General features: G+C 71.5%; 15 protein-coding genes. 6 read left to right on the top strand and 9 right to left on the bottom strand.

Going from position 1 to position 20,133, the window contains the following annotated elements:
- Positions 1-15: 15 nt before the first annotated feature.
- From ACWD3H_RS40640 to ACWD3H_RS40630, 3 genes are all read left to right on the top strand, one after another.
- Positions 16-3,108 (top strand): condensation domain-containing protein, encoded by a 3,093-nt coding sequence (locus ACWD3H_RS40640; protein WP_451958822.1) that lies wholly within the window; start codon positions 16-18, stop codon positions 3,106-3,108.
- A gap of 87 nt (positions 3,109-3,195) precedes the next feature.
- Positions 3,196-3,372, top strand: coding sequence for an MbtH family protein (locus ACWD3H_RS40635; protein WP_355557032.1), 177 nt, complete (start codon positions 3,196-3,198; stop codon positions 3,370-3,372).
- Positions 3,369-4,640 (top strand): allantoate amidohydrolase, encoded by a 1,272-nt coding sequence (locus ACWD3H_RS40630; RefSeq protein WP_451958821.1) that lies wholly within the window; start codon positions 3,369-3,371, stop codon positions 4,638-4,640. The genes ACWD3H_RS40635 and ACWD3H_RS40630 overlap by 4 nt, the downstream gene beginning before the upstream one ends.
- Before the next feature lie 190 nt (positions 4,641-4,830).
- Here ACWD3H_RS40630 and ACWD3H_RS40625 read toward each other — a convergent pair whose 3' ends face one another.
- From ACWD3H_RS40625 to ACWD3H_RS40605, 5 genes are all read right to left on the bottom strand, one after another.
- Positions 4,831-8,004, bottom strand: coding sequence for an AfsR/SARP family transcriptional regulator (locus tag ACWD3H_RS40625; RefSeq protein WP_355557026.1), 3,174 nt, complete (start codon positions 8,002-8,004; stop codon positions 4,831-4,833).
- Positions 8,005-8,479: 475 nt separating this feature from the next.
- A complete protein-coding gene (locus ACWD3H_RS40620) occupies positions 8,480-8,923 on the bottom strand; it encodes a hypothetical protein (protein WP_451958820.1) in 444 nt (147 codons plus the stop codon).
- 261 nt (positions 8,924-9,184) lie between these two features.
- A complete protein-coding gene (locus ACWD3H_RS40615; protein ID WP_451958819.1) occupies positions 9,185-10,000 on the bottom strand; it encodes an SDR family NAD(P)-dependent oxidoreductase in 816 nt (271 codons plus the stop codon).
- Positions 9,885-10,964: a hypothetical protein gene (locus ACWD3H_RS40610; RefSeq protein WP_451958818.1), complete on the bottom strand. Its 1,080-nt coding sequence runs from the start codon at positions 10,962-10,964 to the stop codon at positions 9,885-9,887. Before ACWD3H_RS40610 ends, ACWD3H_RS40615 begins: the two co-directional genes overlap by 116 nt.
- Positions 10,965-11,305: 341 nt before the next feature.
- A complete protein-coding gene (locus ACWD3H_RS40605) occupies positions 11,306-11,980 on the bottom strand; it encodes a TetR/AcrR family transcriptional regulator (protein WP_451958817.1) in 675 nt (224 codons plus the stop codon).
- Between the two features lie 443 nt (positions 11,981-12,423).
- Between ACWD3H_RS40605 and ACWD3H_RS40600 the strand changes: the two genes are divergently transcribed.
- From ACWD3H_RS40600 to ACWD3H_RS40590, 3 genes are all read left to right on the top strand, one after another.
- A complete protein-coding gene (locus ACWD3H_RS40600) occupies positions 12,424-13,428 on the top strand; it encodes an LLM class flavin-dependent oxidoreductase (protein ID WP_451958816.1) in 1,005 nt (334 codons plus the stop codon).
- 472 nt (positions 13,429-13,900) lie between these two features.
- Entirely contained in the window at positions 13,901-14,812 is a 912-nt protein-coding gene (locus tag ACWD3H_RS40595) for a sulfurtransferase (RefSeq protein ID WP_451958815.1), read from the top strand.
- 25 nt (positions 14,813-14,837) lie between these two features.
- Positions 14,838-15,488, top strand: coding sequence for a hypothetical protein (locus tag ACWD3H_RS40590; protein WP_451958814.1), 651 nt, complete (start codon positions 14,838-14,840; stop codon positions 15,486-15,488).
- Here ACWD3H_RS40590 and ACWD3H_RS40585 read toward each other — a convergent pair.
- From ACWD3H_RS40585 to ACWD3H_RS40570, 4 genes are all read right to left on the bottom strand, one after another.
- Complete coding sequence (locus ACWD3H_RS40585; protein WP_451958832.1) at positions 15,397-15,885, bottom strand: phosphotransferase; 489 nt, start codon at positions 15,883-15,885, stop codon at positions 15,397-15,399. The genes ACWD3H_RS40590 and ACWD3H_RS40585 overlap by 92 nt on opposite strands.
- A 145-nt stretch (positions 15,886-16,030) precedes the next feature.
- The gene (locus tag ACWD3H_RS40580) at positions 16,031-16,834 is read right to left on the bottom strand and encodes an SAM-dependent methyltransferase (protein ID WP_451958813.1); all 804 of its coding nucleotides are present in this window, start codon (positions 16,832-16,834) and stop codon (positions 16,031-16,033) included.
- Positions 16,835-17,302: 468 nt separating this feature from the next.
- Positions 17,303-17,911 carry a nucleotidyltransferase domain-containing protein gene (locus ACWD3H_RS40575; RefSeq protein WP_451958812.1) on the bottom strand — a complete coding sequence of 203 codons (609 nt, stop codon included), beginning with the start codon at positions 17,909-17,911 and terminating at the stop codon, positions 17,303-17,305.
- Between the two features lie 38 nt (positions 17,912-17,949).
- Positions 17,950-20,133: S9 family peptidase (locus ACWD3H_RS40570; protein ID WP_451958811.1), on the bottom strand; the 2,184-nt coding region annotated here is incomplete at its 5' end.

Genomic DNA, 20,133 nt, shown 5'->3' with positions numbered 1-20,133 from the left:
CACTGGAGGACTTCGATGGAGACCCGAGCGCCGCTGTCCCAGGCGGACAAGCGCGCCCTGCTCGCCAAGCTGATGAAATCGGGCGCCGCGCCCTTTCCGCTCTCCTACGGCCAGCAGTCCCTGTGGTTCATGGACCGGATGCGCGGGGAGGCCAGCGTCGCCTACAACATGCCGTTCGCCTGGACGGTGCACGGCGAGGCCGACCCGGAGGCGCTGCGTGGCGCGTTCGCCTGGCTGGTGGCGCGGCACCCGATCTTCCGCACCACGTACGGGCACGTCAAGGGCACGCCGGTACAGCGGGTCGCCCCGCAGGGGGAGCTGGACTTCCGCGTCGTCGCCCTCGCGCCCGAGGAGGACCTCGCGGCCCTGCTCGGCGCCGAGGCGGCCGGCCCGTTCGACCTGGAGCGCGGCCCGGTGCTGCGGGTCGTGCTGGTACGGCGCCCGGCGGCGGCACCCGTGCTGCTCTGGGTCACCCATCACATCGCGATCGACGGCTGGTCGCTGTTCACGCTGCTGGAGGAGCTGGGGCAGGCGTACACGGCGCTGCGCGGCGGCTCCGAGCCCGCCTGCGCGCCACCCGCCGCGACCTACGCCGACTTCGTGGCCTGGCAGGCGGCGATGCTGGCCCGGCCGGAGGGGGCCAGGATGGCGGCCTACTGGACGCGTCTGCTGGCCGACCCGCCGCCGGTGCTCGCACTGCCCGCCGACCGGCCGCGCCCTGCCGACCAGACCTTCCGGGGCGCCTCGCACGCCTTCCGGCTGGGGGCCGAACGGTCGGCGGCGGTCGGGGAGCTGGCCGCGGGCGGCGGGGCCACCCTGTACACGACGCTGCTGGCCGCCTTCCAGGTGCTGCTGGGCCGGGCCTCCGGCCAGCGGGACTTCCTGCTCGGCACCTGGACCTCCGGGCGCAGCCGCCCAGAGTTCTCCGACGTCGCCGGCTACTTCGTCAACCCGGTCGTACTCCGCGCCGACCTGTCGGGGAACCCCGGGTTCTCGCAGCTGCTCGACCGCACCCGGCGGGCGGTGCTCGGCGCCCTGGACAACCAGGACTACCCGTTCCCGCTGCTGGTGGAGCGGCTGGGCGCGCACCGCGACCCCAGCCGCTCCCCGCTGTTCGACGTGGCGTTCACGCTGCGCGCCTCGCACCGGGGGGAGATCGTCCGGACCGAGTCCCCCGAGGCGGCGTCGCCGCTGGGCGCCTCCTCGGCGGGCGAGCGGGGCATGCTGCTGCGGTTGGGCGAGCTGACCCTGTCGACGTACCCCCTCGACCAGCGGACCGTCCGCTTCGACGTGGAGCTGGAGCTGGTCGCCGCGGACGGCGAGATCTCCGGCCTGCTGCGCTACAACACCGACCTGTTCGACGCGGACACGATCGCCTGGCTCGCCCAGGGCTACCTGCGGGTACTGGACTTCGCGGCCGGCGACCCCGGCCGTCCGGTGGCGGCCTTTGCGTGGGAGCCCCGTCCCGATGTCGGAGCAGGGAGCGGGGACCCGGCCGCCGCGGCGGTGAGTCCCCCGGCGATCCCGCACGGCCCGGCCCCGCGCGCGGGCGCCCCGGCCGGGAACACGGGCACGACCGGCCGGGTTCCGGCCGAGTTGCTGGATGTCGTCACCGCCGTCTGGAGTGAGGTGCTCGATCTGGAACCCGGCGAGATCGGCCCGGACGACGACTTCTTCGGCCTGGGCGGCCACTCGCTGGCCGCGGTCCAGGTGGCGATGCGGATCCAGGACCGGCTGGGCGTGCAGGTGTCGATCTCCGACGTCTTCCACCACCTGACCGCCGCCCAGCTGGCCGCCTGGCTGGCCGGTCCCGCCGGGACCGGGCCCCGCCCGCTGCCCAGGACGCCCGGCGCCGGATACCCGCTCTCCTACGCCCAGGAGAGCCTGTGGGTGCTGAACCACCTGGCCCCGGCGAGCCTCGCCTACAACGCGCCGCACGCGTTCCGGCTCCGTGGCCCCCTGGACGTCGAGGCGCTGGAGTGGGCGATCGGGCGGGTGGTCGCCCGGCACGAGTCGCTGCGCACCACGTTCACGATGACCAGGCAGGGGCCGGTGCAGCGGGTGGCGGACCCGGCGCCGGTGCCGCTGCCGGTGGTGGAGACGGCCGACGCCGCCGGGCTCATCCTCCAGGAGTACCGCAGACCGTTCGACCTCGCCGGCGGCCCGCTGCTGCGGCCCGTCCTGTACCGGGTCTCCCCCACCGAGCACGTGCTGCTCGTCCTGGCGCACCACATCGTCTTCGACGGCTGGTCGACCGCGATCTTCTGGCGGGAGCTGTGTGCCCTCTACCGCAACCGGGTCGAGGGCTCGGCCGAACCGGCGCCGCCCGGCACCCATTACGTCGACTTCGCCGTCTGGGAACGCGAGTCGCTGACCGGTGAGCGGTTGTCCGGCCTGGTGGACTACTGGCGAAGGCAACTGGCGGGCGCACCGCGCACCGCGCTCCGCACCGACCTGCCCCGCCCCAGACGGCCGCTGTTCCAGGGCGCCCAGCACGCCTTCGAACTGCCCGTCGACGTACGCGGGCTGTGCCGCGCCACCGACACCACACCGCACATGGTCTACCTGGCCGCCTTCAAGGTCTGGCTGGCCCGCCGCACCGGCGTCTGGGACGTGACGGTCGGCTCGGTGGTGTCCGGCCGCTCCAGGAGCGAGGTCGCCGACCTGATCGGGCACTTCGTCAACACGGTGGCGGTCCGCACCCCGCTGGCCGAGGCGCACACCTTCACCGAGGTCGTCGGCCGGGTCCGGCAGAGCCTGCTGGGCGCCTACGAGCACCAGGAACTGCCGCTGTCGAAGCTGACCGCGGAGCTGGGCAGGGACCGCAGGACCCCGTTCGACGTGCTGTTCACCCTGCACGACCGGCGCCTGCTGGAGTCGGCCGACGACCGGCTGCCCGGGGTGACGGCCGACCGGCTGGTCATGCCGCTGGGCACCTCGCAGTTCGACCTGGCCCTGGAGGTCACCGACCTGGGCGGCCACGCGCGAGCGGTCCTGGAGTACGACACGGCACTGTTCCTTCCGGAGACGGTCGCCGCGATGGCCGGCGAGTTGGAGCGGTCGATCACCGCCCTGGTGTCCGGCCCCGGCCTTCCCCTTACGAGATGACACCGCGTACCGCGCGGGCGGCGCGCTCCTCCCGGACGAGCGCCGTGCGGGACGACTCGACCACGATCGGTGACCTGGAGGTCTGACGTGAGCACCTACGTAGTGGTGGTCAACCACGAGGAGCAGTACTCCATCTGGCCGCACGACCGGGCCCTGCCCGCCGGGTGGACCGCCACCGGAACCCTCGGCGGCCGGGACGACTGCCTGGCGCACATCGAGCGGGTCTGGACAGACATGCGCCCTAAATCCCTGCGTACGCCATGACCGTCCTGCAGGGGACCCGGCCCCGTGTCAACGCCGGGCGTCTGGTGGAGCAGGTGGCCGGGCTCGGCGCCATCGGCGCGGTGCCCGGCGGCGGGGTGACCCGGCTGGCGTTCACCCCCGCGGATGTGGAGGGCCGCGCCTACGTCGCGCGGCTCATGGAGGAGGCCGCGCTGGCCGTACGGATCGACGCGGCCGGCAACCTGATCGGCCGCCGCCCCGGCGCCGCGCCGGGGGCGCCCGCGCTGGTCCTGGGCTCGCACATCGACACGGTGCCGGACGGCGGCGCCTACGACGGGGCCTACGGGGTGCTGGCCGGCATCGAGGTGGCCAGGACCCTGCACGAGGAGGGCGTGCGGCTGAACCACCCGCTCGCGGTGGTGGCCTTCTGCGACGAGGAGGGCGCCCACGGGACGATGGGCATGCTGGGCTCGCACGGCTTCGCCGGGGTGCTGCCGCCCGGCGCGGCGCGCGTCCTGGACGATCGCGGCATCCCGGTCGCCGACCTGCTGGCCGCGGTCGGGGGCGACGCCGAGCGGCTGGCCGAGGCGGCCTGGTCACCCCGCGACATCGCCGCCTACCTGGAGCTGCACATCGAGCAGGGAGCGGTGCTGGAACGCCTGGACGTACCGATCGGGGTGGTGGAGACGATCACCGGGCGGGTGAACGTCTCGGTCACGGTCGACGGCGTGGCCGGGCACGCGGGCACCACGCCCATGGAGCACCGGGCGGACGCGCTGGACGGCGCCGCCCGGCTGGTACTGGCCGTGCGGGCCATCGCCGCCGACGAGCGGCTGGTGCTGCGCGCCACCACCGGGACATGCGCCGTCGAGCCCGGCATGTGGAACGTCGTCCCCGGCAGGGTCCGGCTGGGGGTGGAGTTCCGCGACACCTCGGCCGGGGCGCTGGACACGGCACTGGCGCGGCTGGCCGAGGTCGCCGCCGAAGTGGCCGGCGCGACCGGCACCCGCGTCACGGTCGTCCCCGGTGCGCGTACCTCTCCGGTCGACTGTGACGCGGGCCTGCGGGAGCTCATCGCCCGCGCCTCGGCCGAGCAGGGCCTGCCCTACCACCGCCTGCCCAGCGGCGCCGGCCACGACGCCCAGATCGTGGCGCGGATCGCGCCCGTCGGGATGATATTCGTGCCGAGCAGAGACGGGGTGAGCCACGCCCCCGGGGAGTACACCGCCCCCGAGCACCTGGCGTGGGGAGCGGACGTGCTGCTCACGGCGGTGCTGATGCGCGACGCGACCCCGGATATCAAGCGGTAGCCGATGTGATATCGACTCGATCGCGCCCCATTCTACGTTTGTCGCAGAACGAAAGAAGGAACGAAAACACCACGGATGAATGAGGTTGAAAATGTCTCGGTGGATTACCTGGGTCGCGAAGGTCACCGCCACTGCCGCGCTCTTCACCCTGCCTGTGGCCGTCGTTCAGGGTACGATCACCGCAGCCTCGTCAGTCGCTCACATCACCGGCGACAGCACATGGACCTGATGATTCAGCGGAAATTCCCGATAAAGTAGCCAGTCGCGCCCTGATTCGCCGGTAATCCTCGGAATCGGTATCGGTGCAACAATCCAGGGCGCGATTCAGCGCATCGGAGGCGGCGGCCTCGTCCCCTTTGAGGATGAACACCTCCCCCAGCGCGGACAGCGCCCTGAACTGCCACAGCCGGGTATCCAGCTCGGTGGATATCTCGAAGGTCTCAAGCAGATAGGCCACCGCCTCGTCGAACCGGCCGCGCCGGGCGTGCAACTGGCCGAAGGCCAGGTGGATCCGCGCCTCCACGAAACGCTCGCGCACCCCCTGGGCGATGGCCAGCGCCTCGTCGAGACTCTCCACGGCGGCCTCCAGCCGGTTCTGGCGGACCTGTATCTCCCCCAGCCCACACAGGATGTACGCCTGCCCGATGTCGTCCTGCCGCTCCCTGACCAGGGCGAGCGCGGCCCGGGAGGTCGCCTCCGCCTCCCCCAGCCGATCCTGGCGCAGCAGTGTCTCCCCCAGCCTGTTGAGTATCTGCGCCTGACCCCGCTCACTGCCCAGCTGCCGGAAGACCTCCAGGGCCTGCCTCAACAGGGGTTCGGCGAGCTCCACCCTCCCCTGGTCGACGTGGACCTGGGCGATGCCGCCGAGCACGTGGGCCTCGGCGAAGCGGTCCCCGACCGCGGCGAAGATCCTCTTCGCGGTGAGGAACCCGTCGAGCGCCGTGTCGAAGCGGCCCGCGAGCCGGTCCAGCAGTGAGATGTTGCGCAGCGCCAGCGCCATCCCGTACGAGTCCTCAAGCCGCTCGAACAGCTCGCGCGCCGCCCACAGGCACTCGCCCGCCCGCTCCGGCACCTGCTGGAAGAGATACATGCTTCCCGTCGAGCAGAGAACGGCCGCCTCACCGCGCAGATCGCCGGCCCGGCGAGCGGCGGCGAGGGCCGTCTCATGGGTGGTGCGCCAGTCGTCGAAGTGGCTCCGGGCCTCGAACAGGGTGGTGGCGGTGACGGCGAGGTCCCAGCACAGCTCGGACGCGCCGAGGTGGGCGGCCTGGGAGACGGCGGCGACCAGAGCGCCGCGTTCGGCGTCCAGCCAGTCGAGTGGCCGCTCCAGGAGCTCGTCCGCGTCGGCCGGCCGCCACCGGGGCACCGCGCCGTGCAGCTGGGTGAAAGCTCCGCCGTACTCCCGCTGGTGTGCCTCCTCGGCCAGCACGAGCCAGCAGCTCAGGGAGCGGGTGACGGCGGCGAGCCGGTCCTCGGGCGGCTCCTCCTCATCGGCCCGCTCCCTGGCGTACAGCCGGACCAGGTCGTGGAAGCGGTAGCGGATCTGGTCGGCGCCGTCGGGGCCGAGCACCTCGACGAGCTGGGCGTCCACCAGCTGGTCGATCAGGTCCTCGGCGTCGAGGCCGTCGATGTCGAGCAACGCCGCACCCGCCCAGGAGGCGAAGTCGGGCGCCTCGAGCAGCCCCAGCCTGCGGAACATCAGCGCCGCCTCGGGGCTCAGGTCGCGGTAGCTGAGGGCGAAGCTGGCCCGTACGGTCAGCTGGCCGTAACTCAGCTCGTCCAACCGGCGCCGCTCGTCGGCGAGACGCTTGGCCAGGCGGGCCGGGGTCCAGTACGAGCGGGCGGTGAGGCGGGCGCCCACGATCCGCAGTGCCAGTGGCAGCCCGTCACACAGCTCGCCGAGCAGCGCGGCGGCCTTGGGGTCCTCGTCCATGACCACGGAGTCGGCGACCCCGGCGAGCAGCGCGGCGGAGTCCGCCGCGCCCAGCACCTCCAGATGGATCACGCTGGCGCCCTCCCTGGCGGCCAGGTCGCCCAGCGGGTCCCTGCTGGTCACGATCACACAGCAGGTGCCGGAGCCGGGCAGCAGCGGCCTGACCTGGTCGATGAACCGGGCGTTGTCCAGCAGCAGCAGCACCTGACGCCTGCCGATGACGGTGCGCAGCAGGCCGGCGCGCTCGTCCAGGTCCTCGGGGATGCGCTCGCCGGCGATGCCGAAGGCCCGCAGGAAGCGGTCCATGACCGCGCCGGGGGTCAACGGCTGGGCGTTGAGGTCGTAGCCGCGCAGGTTCACGAAGAGCTGGCCGTCGGGGAAGCGGGAGGCGACCCGGTGCGCCCAGTGCACGGCGAGCCCCGACTTGCCGACCCCGCCCACCCCGGTGATGAGCGCGATGGTGAGCAGCCCCTGGCCGATCCGTTTGTCCAGCAGGGCGTCCAACTCGGCGATCTCGGTGGTCCTGCCGACGAAGCAGGGCGCGTCCGCGGGCAGCTGCGCGGGCACCACCCCGTGCTCGACCGGGATCACCGCAACGGGCTCCGCGGGCACGGGCTCCGGTCCGGTGGCGGCCTCGGAGACGGGCACGCTCACCCGGACGGGTGCCGGGGTCAGCTCGGGGGCGTCGCGCAGGATGGCGTCGTGCAGGGCCTGCAGCTCGGTGCCCGGCTCGATGCCGAGCTCCTCGACGAGTTGCATCCGCCCGATCCGGTAGGTGTCGAGCGCCTCCGCCCGGCGCCCGCACCGGTATCTGGCCAGCATCAGCTGGGCCCGCAGCCGCTCGCGCAGGGGGTTGGCGTCGACGAAGACGGCGAGGTCGTCGATCAGCTCCCGGTGCCGGCCGAGGGCGAGCTCCAGCTGGACGCGCTCCTCGGTCAGCGTCAGCTGGCGATCGTCCAGCCGTCGTGCCTCGGACTCGACGAACGCGCTCTCGATGCCCGCCAGAACCGGACCGCGCCACAGACCGCACGCCTCGGCGAACAGCCGGGCGGCGCCGGAGAGGTCGCCGGCGCTCTCCGCGGCCCTCGCCTTGGCGGCGAGGCGCTCGGCGAGCAGGACGTCGACCTGGGAGGGGTCGGCCTGCAGGATGTATCCGGGCGAGGAGGTACCGAGCAGGTTCGCCGGGGCGCCCGCCTCCAGGAAGGCCCGGCGGAGCCCGGAGACACAGATGACCACCTGGCTGCGGGCGGTGGGCGGCGGGTGCTCGCCCCATATCGCCCCGGCGAGCAGGTCGACGGGGGCGACCCGCCCCGCGCGCAGGATGAGCGTGGCGAGAATAATTCGCTGGCGTGACCCTCCGATCGAGACCCGTCGCTCACCTACCAGGACTTCAAGTGGACCGAGAACGCGAAACGACAGAGCAGTGTCCATGCGCCACCATCAGGGAGTGTCCGACTGCCCCTTGCGTAGGGTGAATTACTTATTCACGAAAAACACCATTTCAGCAGTATTTATCATGAGATGTCCAGTCTTATTTTGCAGGCGTAGCCGAACACGGCGCCACTTGCGGGATTGTTGGAGATTACAGCGACCGGACATCCGTATTCACGCCGAACGACGCAACCGGAACCACGAGGGACACTGGAAGAGCACGGAGAGGCACGACAGACCCGGGCGATACCGGCGCCTCCTCAGAACTCCGCCCTCCGGTGCGAAGTGGTCACGCGGCAGGACGATCCGTCCCTGAGGCAGAAGTTCTTTGACGCGCCCCCCGGCCTGAAGGCCGGAGCACTGGCCCGCATCCCGGTAGCAGCCTGTGTCGCCTCCTGCCGGAGTCCCCGGCCGCCACTGACCGCCCACCCTGGTCACGGCTTGGGAGACTCCGGCCCGTGTCATCCGATCGGGTTCAGGCGGAGCCGACCTGGAGGCACTTCTTGAGCGCGTCCCTGGAGCTCTGGTGCAGTGGCGTGACCTTCGAAAGCGCCGCGTCGCGCGCCTGCAGATACTTGGCCCCGGCGGCGTTGTACGCCTCCATTGCCTTCGCGGTGGCGGGATCCGCCTCCGGCACGCCTGCCCCGAGCGGTTTCGGGGGCGTCTGCCGAGAGAGCTTCTCCACGTCCGCGGCGGCGCTGGCCTTCACCAAGGCGTCGTGGGCGGCCTTGACCTCCGGGACGGCCTCGACGCCTGCGATGGCGTCCTCGGCGTCCAGCAGCGCGAGATGCTCCTGGGCACACGCGGCCGGGGCGGGGACGACCGCGACGTCAGTGGCGGCGGTGGCGACGCCGGCGGTGGCCAGGGTGACGAGAAGGCCGACGGCGACGAGCCCCGTCGCGGCGATGCGGATGTGCATGGGTACTCCCGTTGGTACTGAGGGTTGATCTGCACGTGACCTCATGCGCCGCGATGACCATGAGTAATCGCCGGGATACCCCAAGTTCACGCCAAGGATCGTGAGCACCGCGCACTCCCCCGGCCCCAGCTGGGACATCGGCCGCAATCCGCCACCTCGCTCACCCAGATCACGAACCGGACCGCCACCGGCGACATGATGGGACGGTCTCCCCCTGTCGGCCCACGTCCGAGAGGGAGAGACCACGCGCGCGTCACCCGGTCAGGCGGTGGCCCCGCCATCGACGACGAGGTCGTGGCCGACGGCGAAACCCGCCTCGTCACAGGCCAGCCAGAGCACGGTGGCGGCGACCTCGTCGAGCGTGCCGACCCGTCCGAGGGGGATCGACGGCGTGATCCGGGCGTCGCGCCGCTCACGGGTCTCACCGGGCAGGTAGGACATCGGCCCGTCGGAGGCGCCGGGGCTGACGGCGTTGATACGGATGCCGTCGCCGATGTGATCGCGAGCGGCGGCACGGGTCAGGGTGCTCACGCCGGCCTTGGAGGTGGCATAGGAGCCCAGCCAGGGGAGCCGACCGTGCGCACCGATGTTGGAGGCGGTGTTGACGATCGCGCCGCCGCCGTGGGCGCGCATGTGCTGGATCTCGTACTTCATCGAGAGGAAGGCGCCGGTCAGGTTGACATCCAGGACCCGCCGCCAGGTCTCGGTGTCGAGGTCGGCGACCGGGGCGGCCTGGCCGAAGATCCCGGCGTTGTTGTGGGCGATGTGGAGGCCGCCGTGGCGCTCCACGGTGGTCGCGACCATACGGGCGACATCGTCTTCCACGGTGACGTCGGCGGTGACGAAACTCGCCCGCCCGCCCTCCTGCTCGATCAGCTTGACGGTCCGGGCAAGCTCGTCGGCACTACGCCCGGCCACCACGACGGGGGAACCGTCGCGCTCTCCCGGCCTTCGAGCCCGATCAGGGCAGGCCGTTCCTGCTCTTGTAGTCGTTCCAGACCCGTACGCAGTAGGCGTAGCGCCAGTCGCCGGAGGGCAGGTGGCGGCAGGCGTAGGCGGCGCTGATACCGGCGGCACTCCCGCCCCCGGCACTTGGATCCGACGGCCTGCTCCTGGACGCCGAGGGCGAGGGCGACCTGGCGTCCGGGGCACCCGTCCTGGCCGTACGGGGCTGTGACCGGGCCTTCCGTACCCCGGAGCGCGACCGCCCCGATGCGGCGCTTCCGGTGTCCCCCCGGGTACCGGCGCCTCCTGCGGCATTGCCCGCTCCCCGGCCGGTGCTTCCGGTCACCGGCGCGGCGTTTCCGGCCTCTCCCGATCTGGTGCCGGTCCGCGCGGAGCCTCGCCCCTCCCCGCTCTCGCGGTGCCGCTCCACCCGCTTGACCCATTCGTTGCCGGACCTTCCGGCAGAGCCGGAAAGGGCCCGCTCCGCCGGCATGACCCGCACCGGGTCTCGGCGCGGCGCCTTCTTCCGCCCGGCCGCCCTCCCCTTGCCCGCCGAGGTCTTCCGCTCCCCCGCGGAGGCCCCCGCCCCGGCCGTCGCCGGGGCTCGCGGTGGCGTGAACACCGTGTCGTGATCCGCGAGGAGGCGCTCCGCGGGAGGCGCGGGCACCGTGCTCGCGGTGGGCGTCCCGGCCCACGGGGACCAGCCGGACGACCAGACGCCGACCCCTGCGGCGACGAGGAACCCGGCGACCAGCGCCGGCCCCAGGAGCTGGTCGCGCGAGAGCCTCGACCACGGCCGCCGCCAGGGGCTGGGCGGCGGGGGCATGGAGAACGGCCTGCTGTCGAGGTATGTCCAGGAGCGGTGGGCCGGTGACCGGACGGCGTCGTCACCCGCCTCCTCGTCCTTCCGGTGCCGCGCCGTCCTGTGGGGTGCCGGCGCTTCCTCCTGCCACTGCCCATCGGGCTCGGGGAGGGTCGCGGGTCCGGCGGAGCGAGGAGGATCAGGTGGCCGGAGCCACGAGTCGCTGTACGGCATGCGCCCTCGCGGTCTGGCGTTGAGGCCGTGGCCGTGAGTCCGATCATGCTCACCGTACATCTCGCCTCCCGTATCGCGTCCGACCTCCCCCAGCCTGGCAAAAATCACACACTGTATGCGGCCCATGACAGTACGGTCTTACCGATCTGTTATCAGCAGCAGGCCGCAAAGATAAAGAAATACGCTGAAAGACCGGCCTCGCCGGTAAAGACGAGAACCGCCCACGCTCCGGCAGGACCTGGATTCAGCGGCCGGAAGCCCGCACTCGGGCGATCAGGGTTCCAGGTGACGCGGCGCCGGCGCCCTCGGCCTAGGGAATTTTGGCTGTAGGAGAATGTCGGCCGGTAGCGGACATGAAGCCCATACCGCCCCTCCCTCGGATGTGTCGCGCGACGGGAGGCTCAGGACTCGCGGGGGCGGCGGGACGAGCGGCGTCTGGCCGGAGCGGCGAAGGCGCGCAGGAACGTGCGCACGCCGTCGCGGACCGCGCCGGCGAGGTCGTCAGGACTGACCGGACGGGTGCCCAGCGCGGACAGCGCCGGAAGGTTGCCCGCGACGAGCGCCATGAACTGGCCGGCCGCGACCGCCGGATCGTCGATCTCCAGATGGCCCCGGTTCGCCAGGCCGGCCAGCCGGCCGGCGAGCACGTTCAGCGCGGGGATGCCGCCGCGGGCGACCACCTCGTCGTAGAGGTCGGGCAGGCGCGCGGCCTCGGCGTACAGCAGCCGCTGCAGCGCCCAGCCCTCCTCGCTGAGCTGGCACTCGACCATGAGGTGGCCGACCCTCTCCAGCTCACCGGCGAGGTCGGCGCCGTCGTCGGGGAGGGTGGCGAACGCGGCGATGATCCTGGCCGTCGACCGGTCGGCGCTGTCCCGCATGACCGTGCGGAACAGGGTCTCCTTGTCGTGGAAGTGGTTGTAGACGGTGGGCTTGGCGACCCCCGCGAGGCTCGCGATCGCGTCGATGTTCGCCTGGGCGTAGCCCTCCTGGGAGAAGACCTTCACGGCGGCGTCCAGGATCGCCGTCCGCTTGTCGATCCGTCCCCGGCCCGACCGCGCGCGTTCGATGGTGGTCACTCTTCGAGGTTACTCCAGTCATGGCCACATCCGGCTTGCCAACTTGAACGTATGAGTTCAAAATAACGTTCACTCAAGTAAGAATTGGAGGCCCAGATGGCCACCGAGGTCAACACCGGCGACTCCCCGGCGGGGACGACGTCGCGGCCGGGATGTCCCGGGCCTCCACCGCCTCCGCCGTCGTCGCCGGGCTGGCGATCGTCGTCGGCCTGGTGGCCTGGTTCCTGCCGTCCCAGAACAAGGCAGCCGGTTAGATTGAACGCATGAGTTCAATAATTTTGTGATCGCGGCATGACATGGCCATCGGCCACGCTCCCCCGGGCCCGCACGCGTCCGGCGCCCCCTGGGCGGCACGGAAGACCAGACCCGCTCAGGCCCCCAACACGCCTGCCGGCGCCGGGCCCGGGCAAGCGACGTTGACCCCACGAACGGAGAACATCCTGATGACAGATCTGTCCGGCGTCCGCCTGTCGGTGCTCGACACCGTCCCCGTCTGGCGAGGGTCGTCGGCGACCCAGTCCCTGCGTAACTCGACGGACCTCGCCCGCCGGGTGGAGCGGCTCGGCTACACGCGCTACTGGGTCGCCGAACACCACAACACGCCGTGTCTGGCCACGTCGGTCCCGCCCGTGCTGATCGCGCAGATCGCCTCCGCCACCAGCACGATCCGGGTCGGCTCCGGCGGGGTGCTGCTGCCCAACCACGCGCCGCTGACGGTGGCCGAACAGTTCGGGACACTGGAGGCGTTCCACCCCGGCCGCATCGACCTCGGCATCGGCCGGGCATCGGGCACCGACCCGGCCGCCGCCCACCTGCTGCGACGGGGCCTGCCATCCGCCGAGGAGGACTTCCCCGGCCAACTCGGCGAACTGCTGGGCTACCTCGCCCCCGGGGAACCGTCCTCCGACGTGCGCGCCGTCCCACGACCGGAGACCCGCCCGCCCGTGTACCTGCTGGGCACCAGCACCTCCAGCGCCCGCTTCGCCGGAGCGCTCGGCCTGCCGTACGCCTACGCCCACCAGATCAACCCGGCCGGTACGGTGGCCGCGCTGCAGGCCTACCGCAACGCCTTCGAGCCGTCGGCGTGGCTGGACCACCCGTACACGATCGTCGCCCCCACCGTGATCGCCGCCGACTCCGACGAGCGCGCCCGGTGGCTGGCACGGGGCTATGCCGTGGGCCGGCTCCTGCTCCGCACCGAGGACCGCTTCACGCTCTTTCCCACCGCCGAGGAGGCCGAGCGCCACTCGCTTACCCCCTCGGGCGAGCGGTTCGTCCGCGAACACCTCGACCCGCAGATCATCGGCGGCCCCGGCACCGTACGCGACCGGCTCACCGAGCTCGTCAAACACAGCGGAGCCGACGAACTGATGGCCCTGACCATGGTCTCGGACCATGAGGCGCGGGTGCGCTCCTACGAGCTGCTGGCCGAGCTGGCGCGCGCCTGACCAGCGTTGGCCTCGGCTCCTCTCCCAGACCGAGGGGACGGGTTGTCGCGGGGATCGAGGTCTAAGGAACATTGGAGCCGGATCGTACGCTAAGCCCTGTCCGGGCAGGTCAGCACCGTGCGGCTTTTGTGTCGGATCCCTTCGGGAACGGCTGGCCGCAGATACTTGACGACTGTCTGCGGTCGCGTCGGTTCTGTCCCAGGTGAACGCCTTCACCCGGCAGGGGCCGGTCTCTGTGGATATCTGCGATAGAGCGCGGAGGCGGTCATGGGGTGCCGTGTACTAACGCCCCTCTCACCAACCTCCAGATCGGTGATCGAGGATGATGATTTGGGCTTATGCCGCGGCGCCTGCCCACGATGACGGCGAATCACGAAACAGATGATCCCGAAGAACCTAGATCACTTTGAAGACATGTCCTAGCCTTTTGGGATCAGTATGGGCCGCGGCCATGGCCACCTGGAGGGTGACAGTGGAGAAGTTACTCGTCTCCTGCGATGAGCTGGCCGGATTGATCGGCGCGCCGTCGGTCCGGATCCTCGACACGCGCTGGCCCGTGGGCGACGGTCCAGCCGGCCGGAACCTGTACCGCCGCTCTCGCGTACCCGGCGCCGTCTATCTCGGGTTCGATGCCACCCAGGCACCCGGCCCGCAGCCACCGGGCCGGGCCGCCGACCCCGCATCGCTCGCCGCCGCGCTCGCCGGTTTCGGCGTCGGCACCGACAGCATCGTGGTCGCCTATGACGACAACCACCAGTTCACCGCGGCACGGCTGATATGGCTGATGCGGGCCCACGGCTTCAAGCGGGTGTTCCGCCTCGACGGCGGGTGGCCTGCCTGGCTGCGGTCGTGCGGGCCCGTGGAGACCGGGCCGATCTCCTGGCGGCCCGGCGTGACCCGCCCGCCGTTCCTGAGCCGAACCGGCCCCGCCGTCGTCGGCCTGGACGATCTACTCGCCCACCAGACGGCCGGCCTGCCCATCGTCGACTGCCGCCGCGACTCCAGTTGGGCGGAGGAACCTCAGCTCATCCCGGGCGCGACGAGGCTGCCGATGCGCATGCTCGTCGACTCCTCGGGGCTGCACCTTCCGCCGTCCCGGATCAGAGCGGTGGCCACCGTGGCCGGGATCGACGCCGACACACCGGCCGTCGCGTACTGCGGCGCGGCGATCTCCGCCCCGGCCGTGTGGCTCGCGCTGCGCTCAGCCGGCGTCACCGGGGTACGGGTGTACGACGGCTCGATCACGGAATGGATCTCCAGCGGCCGGCCCCTGGTACCCGCGACAGCATGCCGGCCCGGGCACTCCCGGGCGGCGCAGCCTCGAACCGCTGTGCCCGCGGACCAAGAAGGCTCCGACGAGGCGCTAGCGACCAAGGATCGTTAGCGCGCGTGTCTTCGACGGGGAGCGGGTGCTGGGTGAGCCGACCGTCGTGATCGACGGGGGAATCATCAGCTCGGTCGGGGAGCATGCTCCCGCGGGAGCCGACACGGTCGACGCACGCGGCGCCACACTGCTACCGGGCCTGCTCGACGCTCACGTGCACACCGGCGAGCAGGCGCTGGCGTTGCGGTTCGGGGTGACGACCGAGTTGGAGATGCAGGGCACCAACACCAGGAACAACTGGGCGCACATCACCGACAATGACGCGGTGGCCGACGTCCGCTCGTCGGGTATGGGTATCACCCCGCCCGGCGGGCACCCCAGCGAGCTGTTCCCCAAGGATTTCAACCCTCGCGAGCACAGTGAGAGGGCCGGAGGTCAAAAGCCCCGGGGCGGGCCGCCGCTGATGCCGTTCTCGACCACACCCGAGGAGGCCGTCGCCTTCATCCCCCGGTTGGTCGCAGGCGGCTCGGACTACATCAAGTTCATGATCGACGACGGTTCCGTCGAAGGATCACGCGGGCCGCGGGGGACGGTGCGGGTCGTCACCGTTTCCCGCGACGACCCGCGCCCTTTACAATGTAGATTTATAAAAATCCCCGGCCTTCCCGCCGGTACGTGCTGCCGTGTTGGGCCGGACCGGGGCGCCCCTGTGACAGTACGGATGGGTCGTCAATGAGCCACGGGCATCTCACGGGGAAGTGTCGGCGAGCACCTGCGCCAGCGCGTGTGCGGTCTGGCGGACCATCCCGGGGTTGGTATCCCAGTAGTACGCGCCCTGTCATGGCCTGATAGGGCGCCCAGCCACGGCCGCGCGACCATGACGCGTCGTCAACGCGGAGTTCGGCCCGGAAGCGCAGGCGGCTTTCCCCTGCGACCACGTTCCACGCAGGCTGGAGATCGCATGCGGGATCGCCCACGTTGAGGCCGCCGAAGTCGATGACCGCCGACAGGCGACCGTCGACGACGAGCAGGTTGCCCGGCAACAGGTCGCCGTGCACCCAGACCTCCGGGTTCCTCCATGCCGGGGCACTGAGCGACTCCCGCCACGAGCGGAGGGCCGCATCACCGTCGATGCGGCCGCCTGCGCCGGCCGCGGCAATCGATTTTCGACGCCGACCTGACGCACGTCATCGAGGTTGTACGTGACAGCCGGGCCGACCGGCCCAACACGGCACCCCGGCATGTCCGGCGCGGAGGTCGACCGGGGCAACCGCGGGACTATCGCTTGTAGGCGATCCCGCCGTACATGAGCCGCTGGCCCACGGTCAGCTGCGCCGGGACCGGCCCGTCGGGTCGCCACAGGGGCAGCGCGACGACACCCGGTTCGAGCAACTCGAACCCGTCGAAGAACGCGGTGATCTCCTCCGGCGTCCGGAACCGGCCGCTGCCGAGCAGCGCGAGGAACTTCTGCTCCGCGTCACGGGAGTCCTGGCTGGAGGCGCAGAAGTGGGTGATGAAGAGGTAGCTGCCCGATGGGACCGCCGCCATGTAGGCCTCGACGATTCCCCGGGGATCGTCGTCGTCGTGCAGGTGGTGCAGGACCCCGACCAGCATCACGCCCACCGGCCGGTCGCGGTCGATGAGCCGCTTGACCGCCGGGTCGGCGAGGATCGCCTCGGTGTCGCGCAGGTCGGAGGTGACCACCGCGGTACGGTCGTTCTCCGCCAGCAGCGCCCGGCCGTGGGCCAGCACCATCGGGTCGTTGTCGACGTAGACGACCCGCGCCTCGGGATTCGCGCCTTGGGCGACCTGGTGGGTGTTCTCCACCGTCGGCAGCCCCGAGCCGAGGTCGATGAACTGGGTGATGCCCTGCTCCGCCAGGAACCGCACCCCCCGGCCGAGGATCTGACGGTTGTAGGTCGCCACGTCGTAGATCTCGGGGACGATCTTCACGATCTCCGCGACGAAGGCCCTGTCGACCTCGAAGTTGTCCTTGCCGTTGAGGACGACGTCATAGGCCCTGGCGATGCTGGGCCTGGTCGTGTCGATGCCGGCGTCCCGCTCATCCCTCTTGTCGGTCACTTGGGGTCCTTCCTCGCGATCTCCGGGCGATGCGAGTGATCATAAGACCAGAAGCCCCACCAAAGCGGCTTCTCCCATGACCAGAGCCAGGTATCCGGACATCCCCAATGCGAGCGGCCGAGCCCACCGAAATTTGCCATGAGAGCCTGGGGCTGACATATGGAAGACGGTGGTGCGTCGTAGGCTGCTGGTCGTGATCAGGGCTGCGGGAGAGGCGAGCCGCGGCGGGGCAGCCGGAGTGGTTCGGCGAAGATGATCTCTACCCGGATGTCCGCTCGTCGCTGAAACAGCTCCGGGCCGACGGCCTGTGGGTGGGCATCGCCGGAAACCGGACGGTTCGGGCGGGCGGCATCCTGCGTGGTTTGGATCTTCCGGCTGACATGATCGCGACATCGGACGACTGGGGTGTGTCCAAGCCCGATCCCGCATCGGTCTCTACGACCTCCGCCTGACGGTCGGCTCTTCCGCTCAGCGGCGGAGGCGCGCGTGCCAGGGGTGGGTGCCGTGTTCGGTCGCCAGAGCCTCGTCCAGCCACGCCTTTCGCGCGTCGTCGAGCCGGGGCAGGACCTCGTCGAAGTCGAGTTCATCCTTGGGACGCGGCGACTTGGCCTTGTACAGGAGCTGGATCTCCGGCGCGATCCGCGAGAAACCGTCCTCGGCGACCGTGAACGACGCCAGCGGGCGGCGAATCCTCGGATCTCGCCGGTACACCCAGTCCTGCCCGTCGGCCTCGTCGAGCATCAGCTGGATCCGCCACGGGCCGCCGGCGTCCTCGCGGACCCAGACGTCATGAACGCCCGGCGGGAGGATCTCGTCCCGTGGCCAGTGGCGCAGCGTGCCCGGCGGGTCGGCGGCCCAGCAGTCCCACCCCGCGAGCAACCGGCGCGCCGTGGCCTGGTCCCGGCGGAGGATCCCGACGTCGATGTCCGCGTGCTCGCGGTAGGCGCGGCCGACCTCCAGCTCGATCGCGTATCCTCCGCCGATCCACCAGGGCGTCTCCAGCCCGCCGAACAGCTCGATGACCTCGGCCAGCGGAGCCGGTTCCCATGCTCCCCACAGTGTCTCCGTACGCGGCATGTCGTCATTGTCACCGAGCCTGCCCCAGTGGGAAAGCATCATGCCGGGGCGGGGGCGGTCAGGTGCCACCTGAGCCATTCGACGACGTTCTTGACGAAGGTCACCCGGTTGGCGAGTTGCCGGATCTCGTGCCCCTCGTCCTCGAACAGCAGCAACTCGCAGGGGATGCCACGGGCCCGCGCCTCCCGCAGCACCTGCTCGGCCTCGTACACCGGGACGTTGGTGTCGCGGGCGCCGTGCACGACCAGCAACGGGGCGGCCAGCCGGTCGAAGGAGTGCAGGGGCGACAGCACCCGCAGCAGGTCACGGTCGGCGACCGGGTGGCCGTACTCGCTGACGGCCGCCGCGGCGATCCACGGCTCGGTCCGGTCGTAGAAGGTCTCGAAGTCGGCCATACCGCAGACGTCGACCCCGGCGCGGAAGAGGTGGGGGTGGGTGACGAGGGCGGCCAGCGTCAGGTAACCGCCGTAGGAGCGTCCCATGCAGGCGATCCTGGCCTCCTCGGCGACACCGGACCGCACCAGTTCGACGGCGCAGTCGGCGACGTCGTCGATCGCGTCGAAGCGGAGCGCGTGGTTGTCGGCGTTGCGGAAGGCCCTGCCGAACCCGGACGAGCCGCGGACGTTCGCCGCGAACACCCCGATCCCGGCGGCCAGCAGGTTCTGGAACAGCGGGTTGAAGGTGGGCCGTTCCTGGCTCTCCGGACCGCCGTGCAGGTAGACGACGAAGGGCATCGGTCCCCGGGCCCCGGGGACCCGGTAGAGCCAGCCGGTCAGCTCCATGCCGTCGCGCGCCTGGAAGCGCATCAACTCCGCCTCGGCCGCCTCGGCGATCGGGGAGTCCCCCGCGATCCGCCGGTAGCCGCCGTTCTCCAGATCGCAGAGCACCACGTGGGAGGGGGCGCCGGGCCCCTCGACCGCCAGGACGGCCAGGCTGCCGTCCAGCGAGACCCTGATCGAGGAGACCACCTCGGCGGGCAGCGGCGGGAGCGGGCGCACCGCCCCGGTGGCCGGCTCGATCACCTCCAGTTCCGACCGGCCGCTGTCGTTCCACACCAGGACGGCGCGGTGGCCGTTGGCACTCAGCGCGAACTGGTCGAGTTCGGCGTCCACCCGCTCGGCCAGCACGACCTCCGCGCCGTCCTCACCCACCGCGAGCAGCGCGGCCCGGTCGCGGCCGACGTCGGACAACAGGTAGGCGACCGTCCCGTCCGGAGAGAGGATGCCGTAGTCGGTGGAGCCGTTCATCCCCGCCAGCAGCGGCTGTTCCCCGGGTCCTGGAAGATCGCCCGCGGCCTCGTCGGGCAGCCCCGAGGGCAGGCCGGGCGGGAAGTCCTCGAGATGACCCTCGGGAAGATCGGAGCGGAGCCCGGCCGGAGGATCAGCGGAGAGGCCGGAGCAGAGGCCGGGGGTGAGGTCCTCGGGAAGCCCGGGATGAGGGCCGCCGGGGAGTCCCGGGACGAGGCCCCCGGTTTCGAGAGGACCAGGTGCGAGATCCCCCGGAGCGGAGAGGCCGGACGCGAGGGCCCCGGGACCGGCGGAGCCGTCGGGACCGGACATACCCGAGGTGAGATCACCGGGACGGGCGGCGGGAAGGCCGGTGGGATCACCGGGGAAGGCGGAAAGATCGGCCGCGTACATCCGGCGCACGCCGCGCGGGCCGCGCCGCAGCAGCATCCGCCGGTGGTCACGGCTGATCGCCGCCGGGTGCATCAGCGCGCCGCCCGCGATGACCTCCCGGCTGCCGGAGCCCGCGTCGATGAGCACCGCGTCCGTACGGCCGGACGCGGAGACCTCGGCGACGAGAAGGATCTCCCCCTGCCCGGTCCAGCGCACGAACGACGCCGATCCCCCTTCCGGCGCGGCCAGCGGGCGCAGATCGCTCCCGTCGGGCCTGACCGTCCAGACCTGGGTGTGCTCCCCGCCGCCCGGCACGACGAGGACGGCCAGCCGCCGTGCGTCGGGAGACCAGCTCACGTCGGCGGCGGGCTCAGGACCGGTGTCGAGAGACCACGCCTCCGTCTCTCCCCCGGCCGGCCCTCCGGCCGGCGCTCCTCCCGGGAGCAACGCCTCCAGATCGCCGCCGAGAAGCTGGACCCAGACGCGCGGAGAGCCGTCCCTGTCGGCGATGAACGCGACGGCGCTCAGGTCGGGCGCCAGCGCGGGCGCCCGGCAGCTCCAGGCGGTCAGGCCGGTGCCCGCCGGGGGGGTCCGCCGCGTGCC

This window comes from Streptosporangium sp. NPDC002607 (assembly GCF_053592655.1).
The sequence above is the reverse complement of the archived record's forward strand: the minus strand, read 5'-3'. Positions and strand labels throughout refer to the sequence as shown.

Coding starts and splice junctions, on each gene's coding strand:
- ACWD3H_RS40640 (WP_451958822.1), top strand. CDS start 16: ATGGAGACCCGAGCGCCGCTGTCCCAGGCGGACAAGCGCGCCCTGCTC.
- ACWD3H_RS40630 (WP_451958821.1), top strand. CDS start 3,369: ATGACCGTCCTGCAGGGGACCCGGCCCCGTGTCAACGCCGGGCGTCTG.
- ACWD3H_RS40625 (WP_355557026.1), bottom strand. CDS start 8,004: ATGGACACTGCTCTGTCGTTTCGCGTTCTCGGTCCACTTGAAGTCCTG.
- ACWD3H_RS40620 (WP_451958820.1), bottom strand. CDS start 8,923: ATGCACATCCGCATCGCCGCGACGGGGCTCGTCGCCGTCGGCCTTCTC.
- ACWD3H_RS40610 (WP_451958818.1), bottom strand. CDS start 10,964: ATGTACGGTGAGCATGATCGGACTCACGGCCACGGCCTCAACGCCAGA.
- ACWD3H_RS40600 (WP_451958816.1), top strand. CDS start 12,424: ATGACAGATCTGTCCGGCGTCCGCCTGTCGGTGCTCGACACCGTCCCC.
- ACWD3H_RS40575 (WP_451958812.1), bottom strand. CDS start 17,911: ATGCCGCGTACGGAGACACTGTGGGGAGCATGGGAACCGGCTCCGCTG.